Raw genomic sequence first — 21983 nt, 5'->3', positions numbered from 1 at the left:
CGCGGCCGGTGCCGCCTGCCGTACCGGCCTGCCCAAGCGTGTGTGGCTGAATCAGTTGCCATTCACGTTCCGTAAGTTCGTGGCGTCGCATCCCGCAAATTTAAACATGACTGTCCACACACTCTAGAGAACTTCTCGGACGGCTACGCCAATAATCAGTTCGTGGGGACGTGGCAATCCTACAAAACCGGCCGAACCAAGCGCTGCAACTGGGGCAACCACCGCATCCCGAACAGCGGCGACCTCGACCAAGGGGCTGGAGATTTTTCGCCGGCCGATAAGTACCTGGCCAACGGTTGGGAATCGTACAGGCGGGCTTGGGATGGGAACGATAAGGCTGCTCAGAAGCAGGAGCAGGCAGCGTGGTGGAAATAAGAGTGGCGGCTAGACTATTGAGAATATAGGAAAACGCTACTTTTAGCCCGGACAACCAGTCGCCCGCCACTATGAGCAACCTGATTCAGTTCGTGGCTAACCACGACGACCTTTCTACCGACAAAGGGTTTCAGTTCAAATTTTACTGCGACAAATGCCGCAACGGGCACATGTCGCGCTTCCTGCCCAATAAAATCGGAATTGCCGGGGAGCTGATGCGGGCCGCCGGCAGCCTGTTCGGGGGACATTTCTACGACGCCGGCACGGCCGCCTACCACGTGCAGCGCGCCATCGGGGGCAAGGCCCACGACGAAGCCCTGGAAGCGGCCGTGGCGGAGGGCAAAACCTACTTCAAGCAGTGCACCCGCTGCGGCCACTGGGTGTGCCCCGCGGTGTGCTGGAACCACTCGGCCGGCCTCTGCGAAGACTGCGCCCCCGACGAGCACGAGGAACTGGCCGCCCAGCAGCGCCAAGCCGCCCGGGAGCAGATTCAAACCAAAACCCGGGAGCACAACTACACCCAGAACCTCGATTTCCTGGGCCGGGCCGAGGTGCGGCACTGCGCCCGGTGCCGGCACAAGCTGGAAGCGGGCCAGAAGTTCTGCCCCGAGTGCGGGACGCCCAGCGCCAGCGCCGCGCCCCAAGAGAAATTCTGCGCCGACTGCGGCGCACCCCAGAAAACCCCGCAGCGCTTCTGCCCCGACTGCGGGGCCCGGCAGTAAGCCCGTAAGGACCCGCTAGCGTTTGGTGGCGTAGGAAAAACCCACGGTCATGTTCGTGTTGCCCGGCACTTTGCCTTCGCTGAACTGGCTTTCGTAAGTGTAGTGGTAGGAGAAGGTCACGGCCAGGGCGTTGGTGAGCTTGAGGGCGGCGGTGGATAGATTGCTGAAGCGGTAGTTGCCGAAGTTGGCCAACGAGGGCTGGTAGAACGTGGTGGAGCCGAAGGTGAGAATGCGGAACGTGTAGGCCACCTTCAGGCGCACCGAGTTGCGGGCCGTAACTACCGTGCGGCCGTCGAGGAAGTTGGTCTGCTCCCGAATCACGAGGTTGCTCACCGATACTTCCCGGCCCAGCGTATCGGAGTAGAAGGCCCAGCCGGGACCCGCGCCCACCTGCACCCGCCGCGTGATGCCGCGCAGGTTGCTCTGCTCGTAGCCGCCCAGGGCGTAGGCCCGGAATCGGTCCTTGTAATAGTAGGGCGTAGCATTCAGTAGCAGTTCCCGCTCGCGCAGCCGCCCATCCTGGCGGCCGAAGGCGAAGTTCAGGTTCAGGGGCAGGCCCAGGTGCTGGCCCCGGGTGAAGGTGAGGGCCTGGGTAGTGGAGAGCAGCGTGCGGTTCACGCCGCCGCGGCTGTAAGCGCCCGTGAGCTGGCCATTGTAAAGAATGAGGGTGGTATCGGGCTGCTGCTGGTTCTGGGCGCGGGCCGGGGCGGTTAAGCACAACAGGAACAGGACCGGCAGCAGGGAGTAGTAAAAGCCTTGAGGCATAGCGGTTGGGGGCGGGCCGGAGCAGTAGCGGGAAGGCTTCGGCCACGCGTTCAGTCAGCAGAGAAAAAGCGTCCCGGCTGGCCGGGGGGCGCCCCAAAGGTAAGTCCATCGGCCGGAACGGGTCCGCGCCTGACTGGTCCGAAGTCGGCCGAATGGGCCCGCCGGGCACCGGGAGCGGGCTATTTTGCCTATACTTACTGCCTTACTGAACGGGCCCCCGAGGCTGGCCGGCCCATCTGCATTACTTACGTTGGTATGGCTTTTCGATTTGCGTTGCGGACTCTGGTAGTCTGGTTGGGAATACTGGTGCCGGCGTGGGGGCAGGTGATTCCGCCGCCCATGAAACAGGCGCCGCCGCCGGCCGGAGTAGCCGCGCCGGCCGCCCCGGCGCCCCGGGACTCGGTGCGCGACCAGGGCCTGGTAACGGATACCAAAACCCTGCGCCGCATCGACTCCCTGCGCCGGGCCAGTGACGGCCGCCTGGAGCAGATTCAGCAGGAGCTGCTCACGCTCCGGAACGGCGGCGCCGACAAGCGCCGGGAACGGGAGCTGGTGACCGAGCTACGCGCCCTCAACCAGGCCGATTCCCTGCGCCAGGCCCGCGCCCGCCGGTACATCGACTCGCTGAAGCTGCGCGCCAAAGGCTTTCCGGTGGCCCCCCACGGCGATACGCTGTTCTACGTGTACACCAAGCTGGGCCCGTTTTCGCCCGGGGAACGGGCCAAGCTTACGGAGGACAAAATCAAGCGCCTCGAAAAGGAGGTGTTCTTCAGCCCCGACTCGCTGCGGATTTACCCCTCGGAGCAAACCGTGGACCTGATGTACGGCGAGCAGGTGCTGCAAAGCATCAGCAACAACGACGCGCTCTGGCAGAACGTGAGCAAGGACTCCCTGGCCCGGGAGCACCGCCGCCTCATCAGCCGGGCCCTGAGCCAGTACAAGGAGCAAAACAGCCTGCGCAACATCCTGCGCGAAGTGGGCCTCACGCTGCTGGTGCTGGTGGTGCTGTTTTTCACGGTGAAGTACCTGAACGTGTTCTTCCGCTGGATCCGGGGCCGGCTTACGGCCAAGGAGGGCACCTGGTTCAAGGGGGCCAAGCTGGGTACCTACGAGTTTTTCAACGGCAACCGCCAGCTCCATGCCGTGCTGCTGCTGGTGCGGGTGGTGCAGTGGACGGTGATTCTGCTCACCATTTACCTGGTGCTGCCGGTGGTGTTCAGCATCTTCCCCGGCACCCAGGGCATTGCCGACACGCTGCTGGGCTACGTATTCAACCCGCTCCGCAAAATCGGCCTGGCGCTCTGGAACTACCTGCCCAACCTGTTCACGATTATCGTGATTGTGGCCGTGTTCCGTTACGTGCTCCAGCTGATTTACTCGCTCAAGGAAGAAATCCGCACGGGCAACCTCACCATTGAGGGGTTCTTTCCGGACTGGGCCAACCCCACCTACCAGATTGTGCGGGTGCTGGTGTTTGCCTTCGCCCTGGTGGTGATATTCCCCTACCTGCCGGGCTCCGATTCGCCGGTGTTTCAGGGCGTATCGGTGTTTCTGGGTTTTCTGTTCACGTTCGGCTCGGCGGGGTCGTTGTCTAACATCGTGGCCGGGCTGGTGCTGACGTATATGCGGGCCTACAAGCTGGGCGACCGGGTGAAAATCGGGGACGTGACGGGCGATATTGTGGAGAAAAACCTGCTCGTAACCCGCATCCGCACCATCAAGAACGAGGAAATCACCATCCCAAATTCCTCCATCATGAGCTCCTACACCACCAACTTCACCAGCGCCGCGCCCACCCGCGGCCTCATCCTGCACACCACCGTCACCATCGGCTACGACGTGCCCTGGCCGCAGGTGCACCAGCTGCTGATTGCGGCCGCCCTGGAGGCCGAAGAGGTCATGACCGAGCCCCGACCCTTCGTGCTGCAAACCAGCCTCGACGACTACTACGTGAGTTACCAGCTCAACGCCTACACCCGGGAGGCCAGCAAGCAGGCCGTCCTGTACTCACGCATTCACCAGAACATCCAGGATCAGTTCAACGCCGCCGGAATCGAAATCATGTCGCCCCACTACCGCGCCGCCCGCGACGGTAACCAGAGCACCATCCCGGCCAGCTACCTGCCCCCGGATTACGAAGCGCCCGGCTTCCGCGTCGAAAACCCGGGCGGGCCGCGAGGGTAGGGGGCTTTACTGTCCTCCTGAGCAGCGCGAGTGACCTTGCCACGTCAGCGCGGTTTCATTGGCGACTCGGGCCAGCTTGACAAGGTCCTTCGCGCTGCTCAGGACGACCGGGCGAAACGTTGATGGCTCCTCAACCCGGCCCCGCCATCCGGCCAACCCCAAATAACCCAGAAAATCAGCTGATGCTCACGGGAAAAGCCTGACCTTTGCGCCTGGCCCGGCGCCGTTGCCCGGGCCAGGGGGGAGCCGCGGGAGTTGGCCGGACTGCCGCTTCGCCCCCGTTTGAGAGGTAGACGCGCCCGGCCGGCACCCAGGGAAACAGGTATGATGCAAGTAGTGAATAGGATCAGGAGGCAGCTCAAACACCGCTACGATGCCATCGATAACCTTCACTTCAAGCGCGACCTGCTCAACGCGTTGCCCTTCTGGTTCGGAGCCCTGATGACCGGCCTCGTGGCGGTACTCTACGCCAAGCTGTTTGCCTGGGCCGAGGCCGGCACGCGCTACGTCTACCACCACTCGGCCGAGTCGAAATGGGCGTTTCTGCTGCTCACGCCGCTGTGCTTTCTGGTGGGCTGGTGGCTGGTGAACCGCTACGCGCCGTTTGCCCGGGGCAGCGGCATCCCGCAGGTCAGCGCCGCCATCGACTTGTCCAACCCCCGCCACAACCACAAAGTGGCCCGCCTGCTGAGCTTGCGGGTGCTGGTGGTGAAGGTAGTGTCCAGCCTGGTGGTGGTGCTGGGCGGGGGCGTAATCGGCCGCGAGGGCCCGACCATCCAGATTTCGGCCTCCATCTTCAAGCAGGTAAACCGGATGCTGCCCGCCTGGTACCCCAAGGTATCGAAGCGGAACATGATTGTGACCGGGGCCGCCGCCGGCCTGGCCTCGGCCTTCAACACGCCCCTGGGCGGTATCGTGTTTGCCATCGAGGAGCTGACCAAAACCCACTTCAACTTCTTCAAATCGGCGTTGCTCACCGGCGTTATCATTGCCGGCCTGACGGCCCTGAACCTGCTCGGGCCCTACCTCTACCTGGGCTACCCCCGCCTCGACAACATCCCGATCTGGATTATTTTCGTGGTGATGCTGGTGGCCCTGCTTACGGGTTTCGCGGCCAGCGGCATGGGCGAGGTCATCCTGTTCATCCTGCGCCGCAAGCAGCAGCTGACCTCGGCCGCGCAGAAGCTGTTGTACCCGCTGCTCTGCGGGCTGGCCATTGCCCTGCTGGCCGTGCTGGTGGATGAGCGCATGTTCGGCTCGGGCAAGGAAATCATGGTCGAAACCCTGTTCACCGACCACAAGCACGTGGAATGGTACGTGCCGCTGCTGCGCATCATCGGCCCCATTCTCTCGTTCAGCACGGGCGTGGCGGGCGGCATTTTCGCGCCCTCACTTAGCGCCGGGGCCAGCATCGGGACCGTGGTGGCGGGCTGGATGTACCTCCCCGACACGGCCACCAACCTGCTGGTGCTCTGCGGTATGGTGGGCTTCCTGACCGGCGTCACGCGCAGCCCCTTCACCTCCTCGATTCTGGTGATTGAGATGACCAACAGCCACAACATCATCTTCTACCTGATGCTCACGGCCCTGCTGGCCAACCTGGTGTCCAACCTCGTCAACCGCCACTCCTTCTACGATCAGCTCAAGACCCAGTACATCCAGGAAATCCACCGGGATGAGGTGCTGGAGGCTACCATAGCGTCGGGGCAGGAAGAGGAAGCAAAGAAGGGGAAAGGAGCGTGAGGATAAGTGCGTAAATAGGGTATCTTGCTGACCGTCTGAACTGTTAGCATGCGTATCCATGCGTGGCCTCAACAAAGTAACCCTGATCGGGAATCTGGGCAAAGACCCGGAACTGAACGTGCTGGAAGGCAACGTGGCCGTGGCGAAATTTTCGCTGGCTACCTCCGAAACCTGGCGCGACAAAAACGGCCAGCTGCACACCAGCACCGACTGGCACACCATTGTGCTCTGGCGCGGCTTAGCCGAGCTGGCCCAGGCCTACCTGCGCCGGGGCAGCTTGGTGTACGTGGAGGGTAAGCTCAAAACCCGCCACTACGACGATGCCGCCGGAGTGCGCCATTACGTGACGGAAATCATTGGCGAGCAGCTGTTGATGCTGGATAAAAAAACCGGCGAGGGGCCACCTGCTTTATGAAAGCGGCCGTATCGCTGCGCCTGAATGCGACCCGCACCAGCTTTCAGGTGTTTTTTCCTTACTCCGATACCGCCATACGCACGGCCCTGCTGGCCGCCGGCGTGCGCTACGAAGCCGCCGCCCGGGGGTATGTGCTGCCCGCGACGCCCGAAGCCGTAGCCCCGTTGCGGCTGGTGTGCCAGCAGTTGGGCGCGTCGTTGCAGGTGCCCGTGGTGCCGGCGCTGGCCACTGAACCGCCCCCGCCCACCGCGCACGAGGTACTGCTGGCCCGCTACTGCCAGCTGATTGCCCTGAAGCGCTACAGCCCCAACACCCTGAAAAACTACCGGGGCGCGTTTCAGCTGTTTCTCACGCACCATGCGCCGCGTTTGCCGCTGGAGCTGAGTAAGCAGCAGGTGCTCGATTACCTGGCCGGGCGTGTGGCGGCGGGCATCTCCGAAGCCTACCAGAACACGCTCATCAATGCCATCAAATTCTATTACGAGCAGGTGGAGGGCCAGCCCCGCCAGTACTACGAAGTGCCCCGGCCCAAACGGCCCCTCACCACCCCCAAAGTACTGGCCAAGGAAGAAGTGCGCGCCCTGCTGCTCGGCACCGAAAACCGGAAGCACCGGGCCATGCTGATGCTGGCCTACGGCCTAGGCCTGCGTCTGGGCGAGGTGCTGGCCCTCACGCCGGCCGACATCGACAGCCGCCGCATGGCCCTCTACGTGCGGGGCGGCAAAGGCAAGAAAGACCGCGACCTACCCCTGCCGGGAAGCCTGCTGCAAGAACTGCGCGAGCAGTTCCGGCAGTTCCGACCCGTTACGTTTCTCTTTGAGGGGCAACGGCCCGGCGAACCCTACAGTGAGCGTAGCCTGCAATTGGTAATCAAGCAGGCCGCTGAACGGGCCGGGATTCGCCGGCCTGTCACGATGCATATGCTGCGGCACTCGTACGCTACCCATCTGCTCGAAGCCGGTACCGATATCCGCGTAATTCAGGATTTGTTGGGCCATAGCAGTATCAAAACCACTGAAATATACACCCATGTTGCCCAACGCACCCGCCCTGCCTCGCCCCTGGATTCCCTGGACCTGTAACCACCCAACCTGCGGGAATCAACCCACTTCCGGTATGCTTCCCGCAGGTTTGTTGCGCACATAGCGTAGATTGCCGAAACTTACAAGGGGCCGGGTTTCGGCAACCCAGATGTTAGCACCAATTGTAAATGACAGACAGTTCACTCATAAGACAGAAGTTATCTTCACAAACTGACTTGGATTGGTTTGACAGCATTTGCGATATTCTTAGAAAAAACGCAAACCCGACAACACATACACTTGAGAATATTATTGGGACAGAAAAACCAAACCCAAAAAACGAAATTAGAGGCTCGAAGTTTTTAGACACGTATGACAAGAGATTTCGAGGTGCATGCATCAATCCAAATTTGACAAGTGACCAGCCAGACCAACCTATAGACTATTTAGGCTTTTGGGGTGCCACTTTCAAAATCAAAATTGGTGACATTCATAAGAGATTTAATGACTATAAAACTGTAATCAACACCTATGACGGAGGGACACAAATATTCTTTTATCCAGTTTCTGAAGAGTTTGAATTTACCGCAATAGACTGTTGGACAGACAAGGATGAAAGCGAGATAGCTAATTTATTTGATTTAGAAGTTCATGGTGTGACATTCAAGTTTGGCGACCATTTGGTTCAAGGACGAGACGGTTACAGTATGAGACGAACGAAAACAACTGGTGCTAACAGCACCTTGCCAAAAGCGGGGCGGACGTGGTGGCAGAAACTTTTCGGCTCCGAATAAACATTAACCGTAGCTTGACAGATGGTGCTTCGAAAGCCCCGCCTTCGGCAAGCCGCAAACCGTTATGCCCAATTATAAAATGACACGAACGACAACTATATTAACCTTAACATTTTTAGCATTGTTGACAGCTTGTGACAATCCAAAACGACAAACCGAAAAAGACACGGTAACGCAATTCGACACGACTAATGCTATAAAAATTGGCGACTCTTGGGCGACACCAAAGCCAACCTTTGAGTTTAATTCCCTGCTTGACAGTTCAGCAGACACCTTAAAATTAGTGACTTGTGCTGAATTTGTTTATTCGCCTTTTGGACAACTTAACAACAAATCTGACTTACCGACAAGTAATTTAAAAAACTTTAAAATTCTCGACAGGCTTGACAAAATGGACATTGGCGAAATTGAATTTCAAATCTTGACCTTAAATAAGAGCCGACTTATTTTATTCTTTGACAATGACCCAGAAGCCAGCAAACATTCTTACATTTTTAAAGGAGAAATAAAAGACAGTAATGTAAATTTTATTGAAGGCATCAAAATTGGAATGACTAAAGAGGATTTTATTAAAACCTTCTTTGACAATTTCCCAAGCGAACTAATGACAAAGTATAATTTCCTTGTTTTTGAATCGTGTGTGCAAGACATAAAACATACGTATTCGTTTAAAGACAATAAATTGCAATCAATAAATTTTATAACAGACAGCTATTGGACAGTAAACTACTAATGACAAGGGAAAGAATAACTGGGCATAACAGCACCTACCCAAAAGGCAGGGTTTTGTGCTCCGCAGACAGTTTTGTGCTAGCCGAAAGTTCAGTTCTCCGAATGGAGTTTAGTGGTAAAAATCCCGCCATTCGGGTAGCTGCAAAACGTTATGTGCAACCCTAACAGACCGAAAGTGCTAACATTAAACAGACAATTTTAATGACTGACAAACAGACGACATTAGATAAATTAAATACTTTTAGAAAACTGGATAAGTTTTCGACTTCTGCTTGGGAGAAACGTGGACTAAATCCTTCTGACAGTGTAATGTGCAACAGACTTCAAAATTTATTTAATGACTGTGCAGATAATTTAATAGAAGCAACAAATTCGGACTTTAAGCCAAAACAACTTAAAAGCATTTTGAAAAGCTGGCTGGAAAGTGTTAATAGTTCGGACTACGACACCGAAGAACGAGAATTTATTTGCGACTATTTTGACCAACTTTCAAAAATTGTTTCGGTTGACTTCAAGGACAATCTGAATAGTTGGCTTTATGGAAAAGTTCTTAATACACTTTTCAAAGTAACTTCATTTTTCAAAGGACAGGACAAAATAATTGAAACCTTATCTCAAGACTGCACTCAATGTGGTTCAAAACTAGAGACATTTATAACAAGAAAAGAAGAAGGTATTCCTGACTACAGTTGGACAATAATTCAGTGCAACAACTGCAACGAATTTAATTTGCTTTCCACAGGACCAAACATAAAAGAACTTCGTTTTGGAAATTATAAATCAATAGAGCAACTACCAAAGACAGAATACACAGAAGAACAAGCTAATACAAGACTTGAACAAATAAAATTCTTTAGAAAAAAATGACAGTGCAATTAACGACAGGACAAAGAAGGGTAGCACATAACAGGCGTTTGGCAAAAGTGGCGGTTCAGTGCTCCGCAAACACATTTGTGGTTAATCAAAGTTTGGTTCTCCGCATCAACATTTGTGGCGAAAATCGCCACCTTCGCCAAGCGCCAAAACGTCGTCGTTAAAAAAAATAAAGCGCCCGCAACTCTACATTGCGGGCGCTTTTTGCTGTATTACAAATTAACCGAAAGCTACTTGGTCTTCCGGGCCATCACCTTCTCCACGGCGCGCACGATGGCGGCTTCGTTGAGGCCATACTTCTCCATGAGCTGGTCGGGGGTGCCGGACTCGCCGAAGGAGTCGTTGACGGCCACCATTTCCAGGGGCAGGGGCTCCTCGCGGGCCAGCAGCTGGGCGATGGAGTCGCCGAGGCCGCCGTTCATCTGGTGCTCCTCGGCCGTCACCACGCAGCGCGTTTTGCGGGCCGATTCTAGAATCATCTGCGCATCGAGGGGCTTAATGGTGTGGAGGTTGATGATTTCGGCGTTGATGCCTTTCTCGGCCAGCAGCTTGCCCGCCAGGATGGCCTTCCACACCAGGTGGCCGGTGGCGAAGATGCTTACGTCGGCCCCCTCGTTCAGGAGCACGCCTTTGCCGATTTCAAACGGCTGGTCGGCGGGGGTGAAGTTGGGCACCACGGGGCGGCCGAAGCGCAGGTACACGGGGCCCTCGTAGTCGGCAATGGCCAGGGTGGCGGCTTTGGTCTGGTTGTAGTCGCAGGGGTTGATGACGCACATGTGGGGCAGCATCTTCATCAGCCCGATGTCCTCCAGAATCTGGTGGGTGGCGCCGTCTTCGCCCAGGGTGAGGCCGGCGTGGGAGGCGCAGATTTTCACGTTTTTGCCCGAGTAGGCAATGCTCTGGCGAATCTGGTCGTAGACGCGGCCGGTGCTGAAGTTGGCGAACGTACCGGTGAAGGGAATCTTGCCGCCGATGGTGAGGCCGGCCGCCAGGCCCATCATGTTGGCCTCGGCAATGCCCACCTGGAAGAACCGCTCGGGGAAATCCTTCACGAAGGCATCCATTTTCAGGGAGCCGATGAGGTCGGCGCAGAGGGCCACCACGTTGGGGTTGGTTTTGCCCAGCTCGTGCAGGCCGGCACCAAAGCCGCTGCGGGTATCCTTCGATTCGGTGTAGGGAAAGTCTTTCATGGGGTCTTGGGGGCTTGGGGACGTAGGGTCTGGGATTTTTTCTTGTCTAAAGGAGCAAAGAACTTGTCATGCTGAGCGCAGCCGGAGGCGAAGTCGAAGCATCTCTACCGCAGTGGTAATTTCTCTTTGATTAGCATTTCAGAGAAGCGGTAGAGATGCTTCGACTGCGGCTGCGCCTCCGCTCAGCATGACGTTCTTCTTATTGCTGTTTCGCATCTTCTTCTTACTCATCTGCCGAACAAGCTAACCGAGCTGGTCTGGCCGGGTCGGATGGTGAAAGTGCGCACGTCGGTGAAGCGGCTGCCGGTGGCGGTGCCGGTGCGGAACACGAGGCGGTAGGCCCCCGGCTGCAGGGGCAGGTTGAGTTTGCTACTGCCGCCCTCGGGCAGGTTGTACACCCAGGTCTGGGAGTCGTCCTGGTTGAGGCGGTAGATGCTGCCGTAGCCCTTGTAGTCCGACACGATGTTGAGGATGCCGGGGGCTTCGTAGGTCACGGCCGTTTCCTGGCCCTGCCGGATGCTGATGCGCCGTACCTGCCGGGGCAAAGTCAGCAGCTCCACCTCGTAGTTGCCGGCCAGCAGCTTCTGCCGCGCCCCGAAGGGCAGGGCCACCACCGTGGCCGGGGCGCCCTGGGCCCGCACCACCGCCTGCACCCGTCCGTAGGGGTTGGGCGAAACGGCGGGATTCTGCAGGTACAGGGTGCCCTGAGGCGTTTGGTAGGTGAGCACGTTGGCCTTGCCCGGCCGGATGGGCAGGTTGGCCTGGCGCACCGGCGGCACGGTGTTAATCACCAAATCGTAGCTCTGGAGGGCGTCGATGTCGAGGGCGTCGGGCTGGCCTTTGGCGTCGCGGTAGTGCACGTAGTTGTACTCCGGCTGGCCGGTGACGTTGTTGAGGAAGGTCAGGTTGACGTTCGATTCCAGGGGGCGGCCTCGCTCGTCGGTCAGGTTTACGGCCACGGTGGTTTTGGCCAGGGTCTGGGCCACTACGTCGTTGAGGATGGTGCGGAAGGTGCGCACATCGGCCGCGTTGTAGTAGGTGCCCAGGCACTCGAGCTGCCGGCCAAACTCGCGCTCGGCCCCGATGCCAATCACGAAGGGCTTGAGAAACACCCGCTTCCGCTGCAGGGCCAGCGAAGTCGCGCACGGGTCGCCCTTGCACGATTCGAGCCCGTCGGTAATCAGAATCAGCACGTTGCGGGCCGATTTATCGACGGGAAAATCCTGGGCCGACTGAAGCAGAGAGTAGGTAATGGGCGTGTTACCGCGGGGCTGGATGTTGTTGAGCCTAGCCTTGATGGCCCCCGCGTTTTTGGGCGCGAAGGGCACTTCCAGCCGCGAGTCCTCGCAGTTGTTCTCCGTCCGGTCGTGCAGGTGTCCGTAGGCCCGCAACGCCAGCTCCAGGTGGGGGTAGGCATTGAGCGAATCCACCATTTTGGCCAGCAGCTGCTTGGCCACCTCCATCCGCGGCCGCCCCTCCCAGGGCGCCTGCATGGAGCCCGAGGCATCGAGCAGAAACAGGATGCGGGTGGTTTTGGGCGGGGTGGGGGCGGCGGGTTGGGCATAGCTGTTCCCGGGCAGCAGTACTGCCAGCAACAACCCCAGAAATGCCAGCCACTGCCGCATTACCTATACAGTACTACAATGGAGAAATGAACAGTCATCCTGACGAAGGAAGGATCCTGCCACGCTTGCAGCCATCCGAATTCTGTGCATCGTGATAGGATCCTTCCTTCGTCAGGATGACTGTTTTTCTAATAATCCGACGCTTTTTCTACTTCCAGCTGTAGCAGGGCTTTTTCCAGCTGCTCGTCGTTGGGCGCCACGCCGTGCCACTTGTGGGAGCCCATCATGAAGTCAACGCCGAAACCCATCTGGGTGTCCATGAGCACCATGATGGGCTGGCCCTGGCCGAGCAGGCTCTGGGCTTCCTCGATGGTAGCGAGCAGGGTTTCAAACTGGTTGCCGTCGGTTTCGAGCACGCGCCAGTTGAAGCTCTCGAACTTGGCGCGCAGGTCGCCGAGGCCGCCGATTTTTTCGGTGGGGCCGTCAATCTGCTGGCCGTTGCGGTCCACGAAGGCAATCAGGTTGTCCACTTTGTGGTGGGGGGCATAGAGGGCCGCTTCCCAGATCTGGCCTTCCTGCAGCTCGCCGTCGCCCATGAGCACGAACACCGTGCTTTTGTCGCCGTTGAGCTTTTTGGCCTGGGCCGCGCCGGTGGCCACGCTCAGGCCCTGGCCCAGGGAGCCGGAGGCCACGCGGATGCCGGGCAGGTGCTCATGGGTGGCGGGGTGGCCCTGGAGGCGCGAATTCAGCTTGCGGAACGTGGCCAGCTCGCTCACCGGGAAGTAGCCCGAGCGGGCCAGCACCGAGTAGAACACCGGCGAAATGTGGCCGTTGGAGAGGAAGAACAGATCCTGACCGATACCGTCCATGTCAAATGGCTCGGGCGTGTGTTGCATCACCTTGAAGTAGAGCGCCACCAGCAGCTCGGTGCAGCCCAGCGAGCCGCCGGGGTGGCCCGAGTTCACGGCGTGCACCATGCGCACGATGTCGCGGCGCACCTGGGCGGCAATCTGGTTCAGTTCGGCCACCGATTTGGTAGCAGCGGGCGTATGGGTTTCGGAAGCGGTTGGCTGAGCCATGCGGTAGGGTAAGGAGTGTTGTAGGAGAACAAAGGTAGTTTTTGTTGGCGGCTGATTGGCTGGCTTGGCGGTTAGCCGATGGCTGTTAGCGTTTAGCGGTTGGCCTGATGAGGGAGTGGGCGGGGAGGAAAGCGGACAGCCCGCCGCCAACAGCCAACAGCCAAAAAAACGGAGTAAAAAAAGCCCCGCCGGAGGGGCGAGGCTTATGGGAAAAAACTACAGCAGCTGAGCCGCGTGGTTCTTGGTGTCGACTTTGGTGATGACCTTCTCGATCAGGCCCTGCTCATTGAGGAGGAAGGTGTAGCGCATGGTGCCCATGTACTTGCGGCCGTACATGGATTTCTCTTGCCACACGCCGTAATCCTGCACCATTTTCTTGTCTTGGTCCACCAGCAGCGGAAAGGGCAGCTCGTGCTTGGCGGCAAATTTCTGGTGCGACTTCTCGGAGTCGATGCTCACGCCCAGTACCTGCACGCCGGCGGCCTGGAGCTGCTGGTAGTTGTCGCGCAGGTTGCAGGCCTGGGCCGTGCAGCCCGAGGTATCGTCTTTGGGGTAAAAATAGAGGGCCACTTTGCGGCCCGCGTAATCCTGGAGGCGGTGGAGGGTGCCGTTCTGATCTTGGGCTTCGAAGGCCGGGGCCTGCTCGCCCGCTTGAGGTACTGCCATGCCGCGAAGATAGGGCGAAACGGTGAGGTGGGGAAATGGTGGGGTGGTGAAATGGTGAGGTGGTGAGTTTGACGTTCGGCTGGTCCTGATGGCGCCACTTGCGCAGATAGGGCTTCAGAACATCAAACTCACCACCTCACCATTTCACTCATTCACCATGCGGTTGGGGCGTGAACAGTAGGTTCTCGACGGGGAAGCCCAGCTCCCGGCCTTTGGCAATGAGCTGGTTGCGCCACGCCAGCTCCAAGTGGGGGGTGCGGCTCAGGATCCAGAGGTTTTTGCGGCCCGGCTCGCCCACCAGAGCGTAGCGGTAGTCGGATTTGTCCAGGGCCAGAATCCAGTAGTCGCCCTCGAAGGGCCAGAAGAACTGCACTTTGAGCCGGGCGTTGCTGGCGTCCACGGGGCGGGCGGTGGCCGTGGCCGTGGTGGCCGGCCCGCCGATGCTGCCCTGGTGGCAGGTGTTGCGCACGCTCATGGTGCCGTCGGAGCGCAGCTTGTACTCGGCCGTCACGTGCTGGCAGCCCTTCTCGAAACGGGTGGGCAGGCGGGCTACTTCGTACCAGAGGCCGGCGTAGCGGTGCAGATCCACGTGGGCTACCGTGGGCAGGGGCGGGTGGCTACGGCGGCGGGCGTAGGCATACGCCGCCACGCCGGTCGTCACGACGGCAGCCGCGGCGGCCAGCAGGGTCGGCTGGCGACGTTGGAGCAGGTTCTTGGGCATGAGACGGGGAAGAAAGGAATGAAACCAGCTGTACGCAAGCCGCCGCCGAAGGGTACGGCGCACCGATACCCTCCGGCGGCGGCGGCCCGGTCCGGCGTGCCGCCCCGCCCGGTCCCGGCAGGTTTACAGCACTACCGAAATCACCTTTTCGTTGCCGGCCTGGTCGGTGAGGCGCAGGGTGGCGGGGCCGCGCAGGGGCGGGCCCAGGGTGTCGTCGCGCTCCGTGAAGAGGGTGGCGTTCTTGTGCTCGTAGCGCAGCAGGCGGAACTGGCCGTTGATTTCCAGCTCGTAGCTGGCCAGGCCCGAAAGGTCGTCGCCCACCTTAAACACTACGCCGCCCGCGCCCTTGCTCAGCAGGCGGCCCGAGGGCGGAATGGTATCGGTGAGCAAGCGGAACTGGCCGAAGGTTTTGATGTTGGCCGTGATGCTGGTGCCGTCCGCGCTCCACTTACCGCCCACGTAGCCCCGGCCGCCCTTGGCCGTAACGCTGTAAATGGCCGTCCGGCGCAGGTCCGTGACGGGTGTTTCGGGCCGGAGCGTGAGGGCGAGGGTTTCGTAGAGCGGGGTGCGGGGCAGGTGTACCGTCCAGAGGCCCTGTTTATAGCTGGTTTGCAGGTAGAGCGTGTCGAAGAGCGTTTTCGGGCCGAAGCCCAGGTTCATCTGGGCAGTGGCAAAGCCGAACTCCCGGCCCGCGGGAATCAGGGCCTCGCGGCTGAAGCGCTGGCTGAGGCGGCCGAAGCGGATGGAATCGGGGCGGCCGGCGCGCAGGTCGTAGAGGTACACGTTCTGGCTGCGGTCGGTGTAGCTGGGGCGCAGGCTGAGGTGGCGGTTGCCGCGCACCAGCGTCACGTTGCCGCCCACGGCCGCCGTATCGGGGTCGGGGGCGGTTATCACCAGCAGGTTGCGGCTCACGTCGTAGCGCAGGGCGGGCGCTTTCACGGCCGCCGAGCGGGTTTTGAAGTAGGCTGCCTCCTCGCCCCGCAGCACGAAGCGCAGCGGCGTGGTATTACCGTAAGAGTCGCTCAGGCGGATTTCCACCTGGTACACCTGACCGGGCTGCACCCGCAGGCGGCCCTTGTCGGGGCCGGTGGTGTACATGCTCAGGTCGTTGCCGTCGTCCACGAACAGCTTTTCCAGCTGCCGGCCCTGCGTGGCCCGCCACTCGTAGTCCACGTGGCGGTTGATCTGGCGCGAGCCTTCGGGGAAGGGAATATCATCGACGACGTGCTTATAGATTGGCCGGTTGTTGACCAGCACTTCCACTTGCTGAAACCCGTTCTTATTCCACACCTGATCGAACCGGTCGAAGCCCTGCACCAGCAGGCCCACCGTGCCGGTGGCCCCGATGGTATCGGGCCAGGCGTAGCTGCCGTCGGCGAGCGGGGCCTTGGGCACGAAGGTGCTCTTGCCGAACCGGCCATCTACCCGCGAGTCAATGCCCAGGGCTTCTACCGCAAACGCCTGCACGACGGGCGCCACGTGGTCCTGAATTTCGGGGAAGCCGCCCCATTGCAGGGGATTGAGCTGGTGGTTGTCGGCCGTGCGCACTTCCCAGTGCACGTGCGGGCCCACCGAGCCGCCGGTATTGCCCGACAACGCCACCACGTCGCCGCGCTTCACCGGGAACTGCCCGGGCTCGAAGAACAGCTCCAGCTCGTAGGACTTTTTGGCGTACTGGCGGCGGCGCAGCTCCTCGGCGGCGGGACCCTTGAAGTGGTTGAGGTGGCCGTAGACCGTCGTCAGGCCGTTGGGGTGGGTGATGTAGAGCACGTTGCCGTAGCCGAAGCTGCTCTGCTTGAGGCGCGAGATATAGCCGTCGGCGGCGGCGTGCACCGGCAGATCCACCCGGCCGTCGGTCTTGATATCGAGGCCGCCGTGGAAGTGGTTGGGGCGCAGCTCGCCCATGCTGCCGGCCAGAAAGTTGGGTTGGCCGGGTTTGATGGGAAACAGGAAGTAGCCCTTTGCTACGGCCGGAATGGCCGAGGCTTTGGCCGGGCCGGCGGGCGCATCTTCGGGGGCGGCTACCGGGGTTTGCTCTGCCGTGGGAGCTGCCTGCTGGCTCTGGCAGGCCGAGGGCTGCAACCCCATCAACAGCAAAAACGGCCACGCCACGCCCAACAGGCGCCGCGGCCGGGTAATCAGAAAATCAACCATTCAGGAAAAATTTGAGAGCTCAGCGGCCCGTCAACGACGGCAACGGGCCGCTTGGTGCTCACGGCTTACGGCGCGTTTACTTGACGGCCAGATCGAACATCTTCTCTTCCCCGATAAAGCCCGTGAGCTGGTCGCCGATGCTGACGGGGCCCACGCCGCTGGGCGTGCCGGTGAAAATCAGGTCGCCCATTTTCAGGGTGATGAAGCGGGAGATGTAGCTGATGATGCGGTTGAAATCGTGGAGCATGAGGCCGGAGTTGCCCCGCTGGCGCACCTGCCCGTTCACGGTCAGGTGGAAATCAATGTTTTTCAGGTCCGCGAAATCCGAAACCGGCTTGAATTCCTGGGAAATCGGGGCCGAGCCGTCGAAGCCCTTGGCCAGCTCCCAGGGCAGGCCCTTGCTTTTGAGCTGGCTTTGCAGGTCGCGGGCCGTGAAATCAATGCCCAGCCCGATGGCGTCGAAGTAGGAGGGCGCGAACTTCTCCTCGATGTTCTTGCCGTTTTTGCACACGCGCAACACCAGCTCCACCTCGTGGTGAATGTCCTGGGAAAAATCGGGCAGGAAGAACGGCTGGTTGCGCTGGAGCAGGGCCGTGTCGGGCTTGGCGAAGATGACCGGGTCGGTGGGCGTTTCGTTCTGGAGTTCGGCAATATGCTCCGCGTAGTTGCGGCCGATGCACAGGATTTTCATAGAAGTAAAAAGGAAGGCCAGAGAACTAGGGGCCGGGCTGGTAAGAAAAGTGGCAGCGCCTCAACTCAACGCCCATTTCCCAAAAGTAGGGGTAATTCGTGGCCCCGCCGCCCGAAAACCGCGGGCTTTTCAGGCGGCAGGAGTGAAGAGCAAACATTTTGCCCGCCTGCTGACGTATAGTCACCCAACACCGTGCTGCCGTTGCCTGTCGGTTCCGGTCCGGGCACTTTTCTGATTCTCTCTCCTCATTTTTCTTTCCATGCTCAAGAAGTTTCTGTTGGCCAGCTGCCTGTTCGTGGCCGCCGCCTGCTCCACCGTTCCCATCACCGGCCGCCGCCAGCTCAGCCTCGTTTCGGATACTGAGATGAACCAGATGGCCGCGCAGGAATACCAGAAAGTGCTGGCCAGCAGCCAGGTCATCAACAGCGGGGCCCAGGCGGCCATGGTCAAGCGCGTGGGGGAGCGGATTCAGCAGGCCGTGGAACTGTACTTCCGCCAGCAGAATCAGGCGGCTCAGCTCGATGGCTACGCCTGGGCGTTCAACCTGATTCAGGACAAGCAGGAAAACGCCTGGTGCATGCCCGGCGGCAAGGTGGCCATCTACACCGGCATTCTGCCCATTACCCAGGATGAAAACGGCCTGGCCGTGGTGATGGGGCACGAAATTGCCCACGCCGTAGCCCGGCACAGCTCCGAGCGCATGAGCCAGCAAATGGCCGCGCAGGGGCTGGGCGGGGTGGTGTCGGCGGCCGTGGGGCAGAACCCGACGGGCACGCAGAACGTGTTTTTGCAGGCCGTGGGCGTGGGTTCCTCGCTGGGCCTGCTCAAGTACGGCCGCAGCCAGGAGTCGGAAGCCGACCACCTGGGGCTGATTTTTATGGCCATGGCCGGCTACAACCCCGACGGAGCCGTGCAGTTCTGGCAGCGCATGGAGGCGCGTGATAATCAGGCCTCACCGCCCGAGTTCCTCTCCACCCACCCCTCCAACGGCACGCGCATTGCCAGCATTCAGCGCGAGCTGCCCGAGGCCCGCAAGTACTACAAGCCCCGCTAACTGATGGGTTTCTCTCTATATTGGATGATGAATCGGTTTTCACGTGTTGTTCTGACGCCCCTGCTGGGCGGCGTGCTGCTGCTGGGCGGATTAACCGCCTGCGAAACCAGCAAACGGGGCTTTCCCGAAGTCAGCTCGCCTACCAGCGACCCGGACGCGCTCAACCGACGGCAGCTGGAAGCCACCAGCACCCAGGTAGCCGACGTGACGGACGGCAAAGTCCGCTACATCATCCCCAAAGAGCAGCTGGCCGGGGCTTTCACCCGGCAGTTTGCCGATGGCACGTCCATCAACAAAACCATCATCCGCAAAGTCCAGGAAACGCCCAAGGACAAGGCCGTGTACTACATGGTAGGTATGGGCCTGCGCGACGGGATGTTCCGGGCCATGGCCCTGCCCCTGCAAACCTCGTCGGACAACAGCCTCTACCTGAACTCCAATGCCCCGCGCTACATCATCACCAGCGTGGGCTGCACGTTCTGCTTCTTCAACTTCGAGCGCAACGAAATCGTGGGGACTTCCTGTGAGGAAAACACCGGCGGCAGCCGTTGCGACCTGCGCGTGGAAACCAACAACTCGTTCTTTCCCCGCCGTTAGTCATGCTCTCCCGGAAATGGCTTCTGCGTCTCTCGCTCACGGCCCTGGCCCTGCTTGTCACCACCGATAAGCGCCGCCCCAGGCCCACGCCGCCGCCCGCGCCGGAAAAGCAGCCGGAGTAAGGCAGGCTGTGGCCCGGACTTCCGTCCGCGACTCCCTTGGCAGGCGCCACATATCGGGCCACGGACGGAAGCCCATGCCACACACACGCACACGCAAAGGCCCGCCAACCGACGGGCCTTTGCTGTTTACCGGGAAAGTTGCTGCCAACCGAAAACGGCGGCTATTGGCTCAGACGGCCGTTTCAATAAAGTGGCTGATGCGGGCGGCCAGCAGGTCGGGGTTGAATTTCTCCAGGGGATGGGGCGTGTTCTGGATGGCCTCGAAGGTGGCCCGGGGCAGGTAGCCGGCAAAGCGCCGCGACGCATCTACGCCGGCTGTTTTATCGAGCTCGCCCACCAGCACCTGCACCGGCACGGGGAGGGCGGCCAGGTTTTCCGGGGTCAGCAGAGGCTGCTCGCCCAGGCCGTGCATAAGGCTGGCCGTGGCGGCCAGCAAGTCGGCTAGGGGCGTGGGGGCGTGGAGCTGCTCCAGGCGAGCGGCAAACTCGGGCACCTTGGCGCGCATCGCGTCGGCATGGAGCAGGCGCGTTTCGGCGGCGGCAGTTTCCGGGTTCCAGTCGAACTTGGTGCCCAGGGTGGTAATGCTGGCAAAGCATGCCGGGGCCCGTACGGCCGCCGCCAGGGCCGCGTAGCCGCCCATGCTGTAGCCGAACACGTGCACCGGCGCCAGCTCCCGGGCTTCCAGAAACGAGAGCACGTCATCGGCAAATTGCGCCATCGAAAACCCGTTGTTCCCCAGGGGCTGCCCGCCGTGGCCCCTGAAGCTGAAGGTGTGCACGGCGTAGTGGGCGCCCAGGTCGCGGGCCAGGGGCTTGAGCTGGGCGGCCGTGGCCAGGGCGCCGTGCAGCAGAAGCAGGGGCTGTTTCATCGGCCGCTACCGGGTGATTTCGGTGGCCAGCTGCCCCAGGTCCAGCCCGTCGAAGGTGCCCGAGGACATCATCAGCAGGTTGGCCTGCTCCCAGTTCTGCGCGCGCAGGAAGGCGGCCAGCTCCCCGCTGTCGGTGAACACGCGCAGGTCGGGGCGCTGGAAGGCCTGCTGCACGGCCTCCGGGGGCAGGGCCGGCAGCCGCTTGTGGGCCAGCACCTGGGGGTTGAAGTACACCACCGCCACATCGGGCGCGTCGAAGGTGTGGGCGTACTGGGGCAGGAACTCGGGGTTGAGGGAGCTGAAGGTGTGCAGCTCCAGACAGGCCACCAGCCGGCGCTCGGGGAACTGCTTCTTGAAGGCCGTGGCCGTGGCCTTGAGCTTGCTGGGCGCGTGGGCGAAATCCTTGTACACCACCGAAGCGGTACCTTCGCGCACCAACTCCAGGCGGCGGGCGGCGCCCTTAAACGTGGCCAGGGCCTCGTAGAACTCCTTGCCCTTGATGCCCAGCTGCTTGCAGACTTCCTTGGCCGCCGAAATGTTGCGCAGGTTATGGTCGCCGAATACCTGCACGGGCACTTCCTCGTCTTTCTTGTTGAGCAGGAAGGTTTTGCCGTCCCGGATGACGTGCTCGTGGGGGCCGTAGCCGAGGTACTTCACGTCGGACGAGCTGGGCACCGTCACGAGTTGCACCTGCTCGTCGTCGCGGTCGTAGATGAGCACGCCGGCCTTGGGCGTCATGTCGGCGAAGATTTTGAACTGCTCCCGGTAGATTTCCTCGGTCGGGAACACGTTGATGTGGTCCCAGCTGATGCCCGAAATCACCCCGATGTGGTGCTGGTACAGGTGGAACTTGGGCCGCCGGTCAATCGGCGAGGACAGGTATTCGTCGCCCTCAATGATGATGATGGGCGCGTCCTCGGTCAGCTGCACCATCAACTCGAAGCCCTCCAGCTGGGCGCCCACCGCGTAATCGAACTTGCGGCCCTGGTGGCGCAGCACGTGCAGGATGAGGGAGGTGATGCTGGTTTTGCCGTGCGAGCCGCCAATGACGATGCGCTGCTTGTCGCGGGAGGCCTCGTAGATGAACTCGGGGAAGGAGTACACCCGCAGCCCCAGCTCCTGGGCCCGCAGCAGCTCGGGGTTATCGGGGCGGGCGTGCATGCCCACAATCACCGCGTCGAGGTCGGCCGTAATCTTCTCCGGAAACCAGCCTTCCTCGGCCGGCAGCAGCCCGGCCCGGGCCAGCCGGCTCTTGGCGGGCTCGAAAACCTCGTCGTCGGAGCCCGTTACCTGGGCCCCGCGCTGGCGCAGGGCCAGGGCCAGGTTGTGCATAATGCTACCCCCGACGGCAATCAGGTGCAGGCGTTGGAGCGAAGTAGGAGGAACAGCCATCAGAGATACTGGAATAACAGGGCGGCAAAGGTAGTGAATTGAGGTTTTGGGGGAAGTGAGGAGGTGATGTGGCAGGCAGGAACGTCATTCCGAGCGGAGCCGAGGAATCTCGCGTGCTGACATTAGAATTACCTAGGACTTACGCAAACGGCTTTCTCAGCGTACCAAGCCCATGAAAGTCACCGCTCAATTGTATGGCCAGTTTCTGCTCAGCAGCCAGGTCAACTACACCGGCACTTACTTGGCCGAGCACCTGGCC

Annotated in this window: 20 protein-coding genes; 10 read left to right on the top strand and 10 right to left on the bottom strand. The window is 60.5% G+C overall.

Annotation, left to right across the window (positions count from 1 at the left end; genetic code table 11):
• Window positions 1-446: 446 nt before the first annotated feature.
• Complete coding sequence (locus KLP40_RS20560) at window positions 447-1097, top strand: zinc ribbon domain-containing protein (RefSeq protein ID WP_215595722.1); 651 nt, start codon at window positions 447-449, stop codon at window positions 1095-1097.
• Window positions 1098-1112: 15 nt separating this feature from the next.
• Here KLP40_RS20560 and KLP40_RS20555 read toward each other — a convergent pair whose 3' ends face one another.
• Window positions 1113-1862, bottom strand: coding sequence for a DUF481 domain-containing protein (locus KLP40_RS20555; RefSeq protein ID WP_215595721.1), 750 nt, complete (start codon window positions 1860-1862; stop codon window positions 1113-1115).
• 255 nt (window positions 1863-2117) lie between these two features.
• On the opposite strand from KLP40_RS20555, the gene KLP40_RS20550 reads away from it, so the two are divergent.
• From KLP40_RS20550 to KLP40_RS20520, 7 genes are all read left to right on the top strand, one after another.
• Window positions 2118-4046: a mechanosensitive ion channel family protein gene (locus KLP40_RS20550; RefSeq protein ID WP_215595720.1), complete on the top strand. Its 1929-nt coding sequence runs from the start codon at window positions 2118-2120 to the stop codon at window positions 4044-4046.
• A 324-nt stretch (window positions 4047-4370) separates the two neighbouring features.
• Entirely contained in the window at window positions 4371-5789 is a 1419-nt protein-coding gene (locus KLP40_RS20545) for a chloride channel protein (RefSeq protein ID WP_215595719.1), read from the top strand.
• A gap of 58 nt (window positions 5790-5847) precedes the next feature.
• Window positions 5848-6204, top strand: coding sequence for a single-stranded DNA-binding protein (locus KLP40_RS20540; protein WP_215595718.1), 357 nt, complete (start codon window positions 5848-5850; stop codon window positions 6202-6204).
• The gene (locus KLP40_RS20535) at window positions 6201-7286 is read left to right on the top strand and encodes a tyrosine-type recombinase/integrase (RefSeq protein ID WP_215595717.1); all 1086 of its coding nucleotides are present in this window, start codon (window positions 6201-6203) and stop codon (window positions 7284-7286) included. The genes KLP40_RS20540 and KLP40_RS20535 overlap by 4 nt, the downstream gene beginning before the upstream one ends.
• A gap of 176 nt (window positions 7287-7462) precedes the next feature.
• A complete protein-coding gene (locus tag KLP40_RS20530) occupies window positions 7463-8020 on the top strand; it encodes a hypothetical protein (protein ID WP_215595716.1) in 558 nt (185 codons plus the stop codon).
• Window positions 8021-8084: 64 nt separating this feature from the next.
• Entirely contained in the window at window positions 8085-8753 is a 669-nt protein-coding gene (locus tag KLP40_RS20525; protein ID WP_215595715.1) for a hypothetical protein, read from the top strand.
• Window positions 8754-8953: 200 nt separating this feature from the next.
• Window positions 8954-9619, top strand: coding sequence for a DUF4844 domain-containing protein (locus KLP40_RS20520; RefSeq protein ID WP_215595714.1), 666 nt, complete (start codon window positions 8954-8956; stop codon window positions 9617-9619).
• A gap of 236 nt (window positions 9620-9855) precedes the next feature.
• Here the strand turns inward: KLP40_RS20520 and KLP40_RS20515 are convergent, their stop codons facing one another.
• The 7 genes from KLP40_RS20515 to KLP40_RS20485 form a co-directional block, all read right to left on the bottom strand.
• Window positions 9856-10815, bottom strand: coding sequence for a transketolase family protein (locus tag KLP40_RS20515; protein ID WP_215595713.1), 960 nt, complete (start codon window positions 10813-10815; stop codon window positions 9856-9858).
• 227 nt (window positions 10816-11042) lie between these two features.
• On the bottom strand, window positions 11043-12440 hold the full coding sequence (locus tag KLP40_RS20510) for a vWA domain-containing protein (RefSeq protein ID WP_215595712.1): 1398 nt from the start codon (window positions 12438-12440) through the stop codon (window positions 11043-11045).
• A gap of 128 nt (window positions 12441-12568) precedes the next feature.
• On the bottom strand, window positions 12569-13459 hold the full coding sequence (locus KLP40_RS20505; RefSeq protein WP_215595711.1) for a transketolase: 891 nt from the start codon (window positions 13457-13459) through the stop codon (window positions 12569-12571).
• 216 nt (window positions 13460-13675) lie between these two features.
• The gene (gene bcp, locus KLP40_RS20500) at window positions 13676-14125 is read right to left on the bottom strand and encodes a thioredoxin-dependent thiol peroxidase (RefSeq protein WP_215595710.1); all 450 of its coding nucleotides are present in this window, start codon (window positions 14123-14125) and stop codon (window positions 13676-13678) included.
• 148 nt (window positions 14126-14273) lie between these two features.
• Window positions 14274-14846 (bottom strand): lipocalin family protein, encoded by a 573-nt coding sequence (locus KLP40_RS20495; RefSeq protein WP_215595709.1) that lies wholly within the window; start codon window positions 14844-14846, stop codon window positions 14274-14276.
• A 123-nt stretch (window positions 14847-14969) separates the two neighbouring features.
• Window positions 14970-17000, bottom strand: a complete 2031-nt coding sequence (locus tag KLP40_RS21485) for a M23 family metallopeptidase (RefSeq protein WP_215595708.1) — start codon at window positions 16998-17000, stop codon at window positions 14970-14972.
• 76 nt (window positions 17001-17076) lie between these two features.
• Window positions 17077-17691, bottom strand: a complete 615-nt coding sequence (locus KLP40_RS20485) for a fumarylacetoacetate hydrolase family protein (RefSeq protein WP_215595707.1) — start codon at window positions 17689-17691, stop codon at window positions 17077-17079.
• Window positions 17692-17950: 259 nt separating this feature from the next.
• On the opposite strand from KLP40_RS20485, the gene KLP40_RS20480 reads away from it, so the two are divergent.
• Window positions 17951-18745, top strand: a complete 795-nt coding sequence (locus tag KLP40_RS20480) for a M48 family metallopeptidase (protein ID WP_215595706.1) — start codon at window positions 17951-17953, stop codon at window positions 18743-18745.
• A gap of 24 nt (window positions 18746-18769) precedes the next feature.
• Complete coding sequence (locus KLP40_RS20475; protein WP_215595705.1) at window positions 18770-19342, top strand: hypothetical protein; 573 nt, start codon at window positions 18770-18772, stop codon at window positions 19340-19342.
• Window positions 19343-19633: 291 nt separating this feature from the next.
• Here KLP40_RS20475 and KLP40_RS20470 read toward each other — a convergent pair whose 3' ends face one another.
• Window positions 19634-20332 carry an alpha/beta fold hydrolase gene (locus KLP40_RS20470; RefSeq protein ID WP_215595704.1) on the bottom strand — a complete coding sequence of 233 codons (699 nt, stop codon included), beginning with the start codon at window positions 20330-20332 and terminating at the stop codon, window positions 19634-19636.
• 6 nt (window positions 20333-20338) lie between these two features.
• Window positions 20339-21724, bottom strand: a complete 1386-nt coding sequence (locus tag KLP40_RS20465; protein WP_215595703.1) for a UDP-N-acetylmuramate--L-alanine ligase — start codon at window positions 21722-21724, stop codon at window positions 20339-20341.
• Window positions 21725-21983 lie beyond the last annotated feature (259 nt).

This window comes from Hymenobacter piscis (genome assembly GCF_018760735.1).
In the GTDB taxonomy this organism is placed as follows: Bacteria; Bacteroidota; Bacteroidia; order Cytophagales; family Hymenobacteraceae; genus Hymenobacter; species Hymenobacter piscis.
This window is presented reverse-complemented; position numbering and strand designations above follow the sequence as displayed.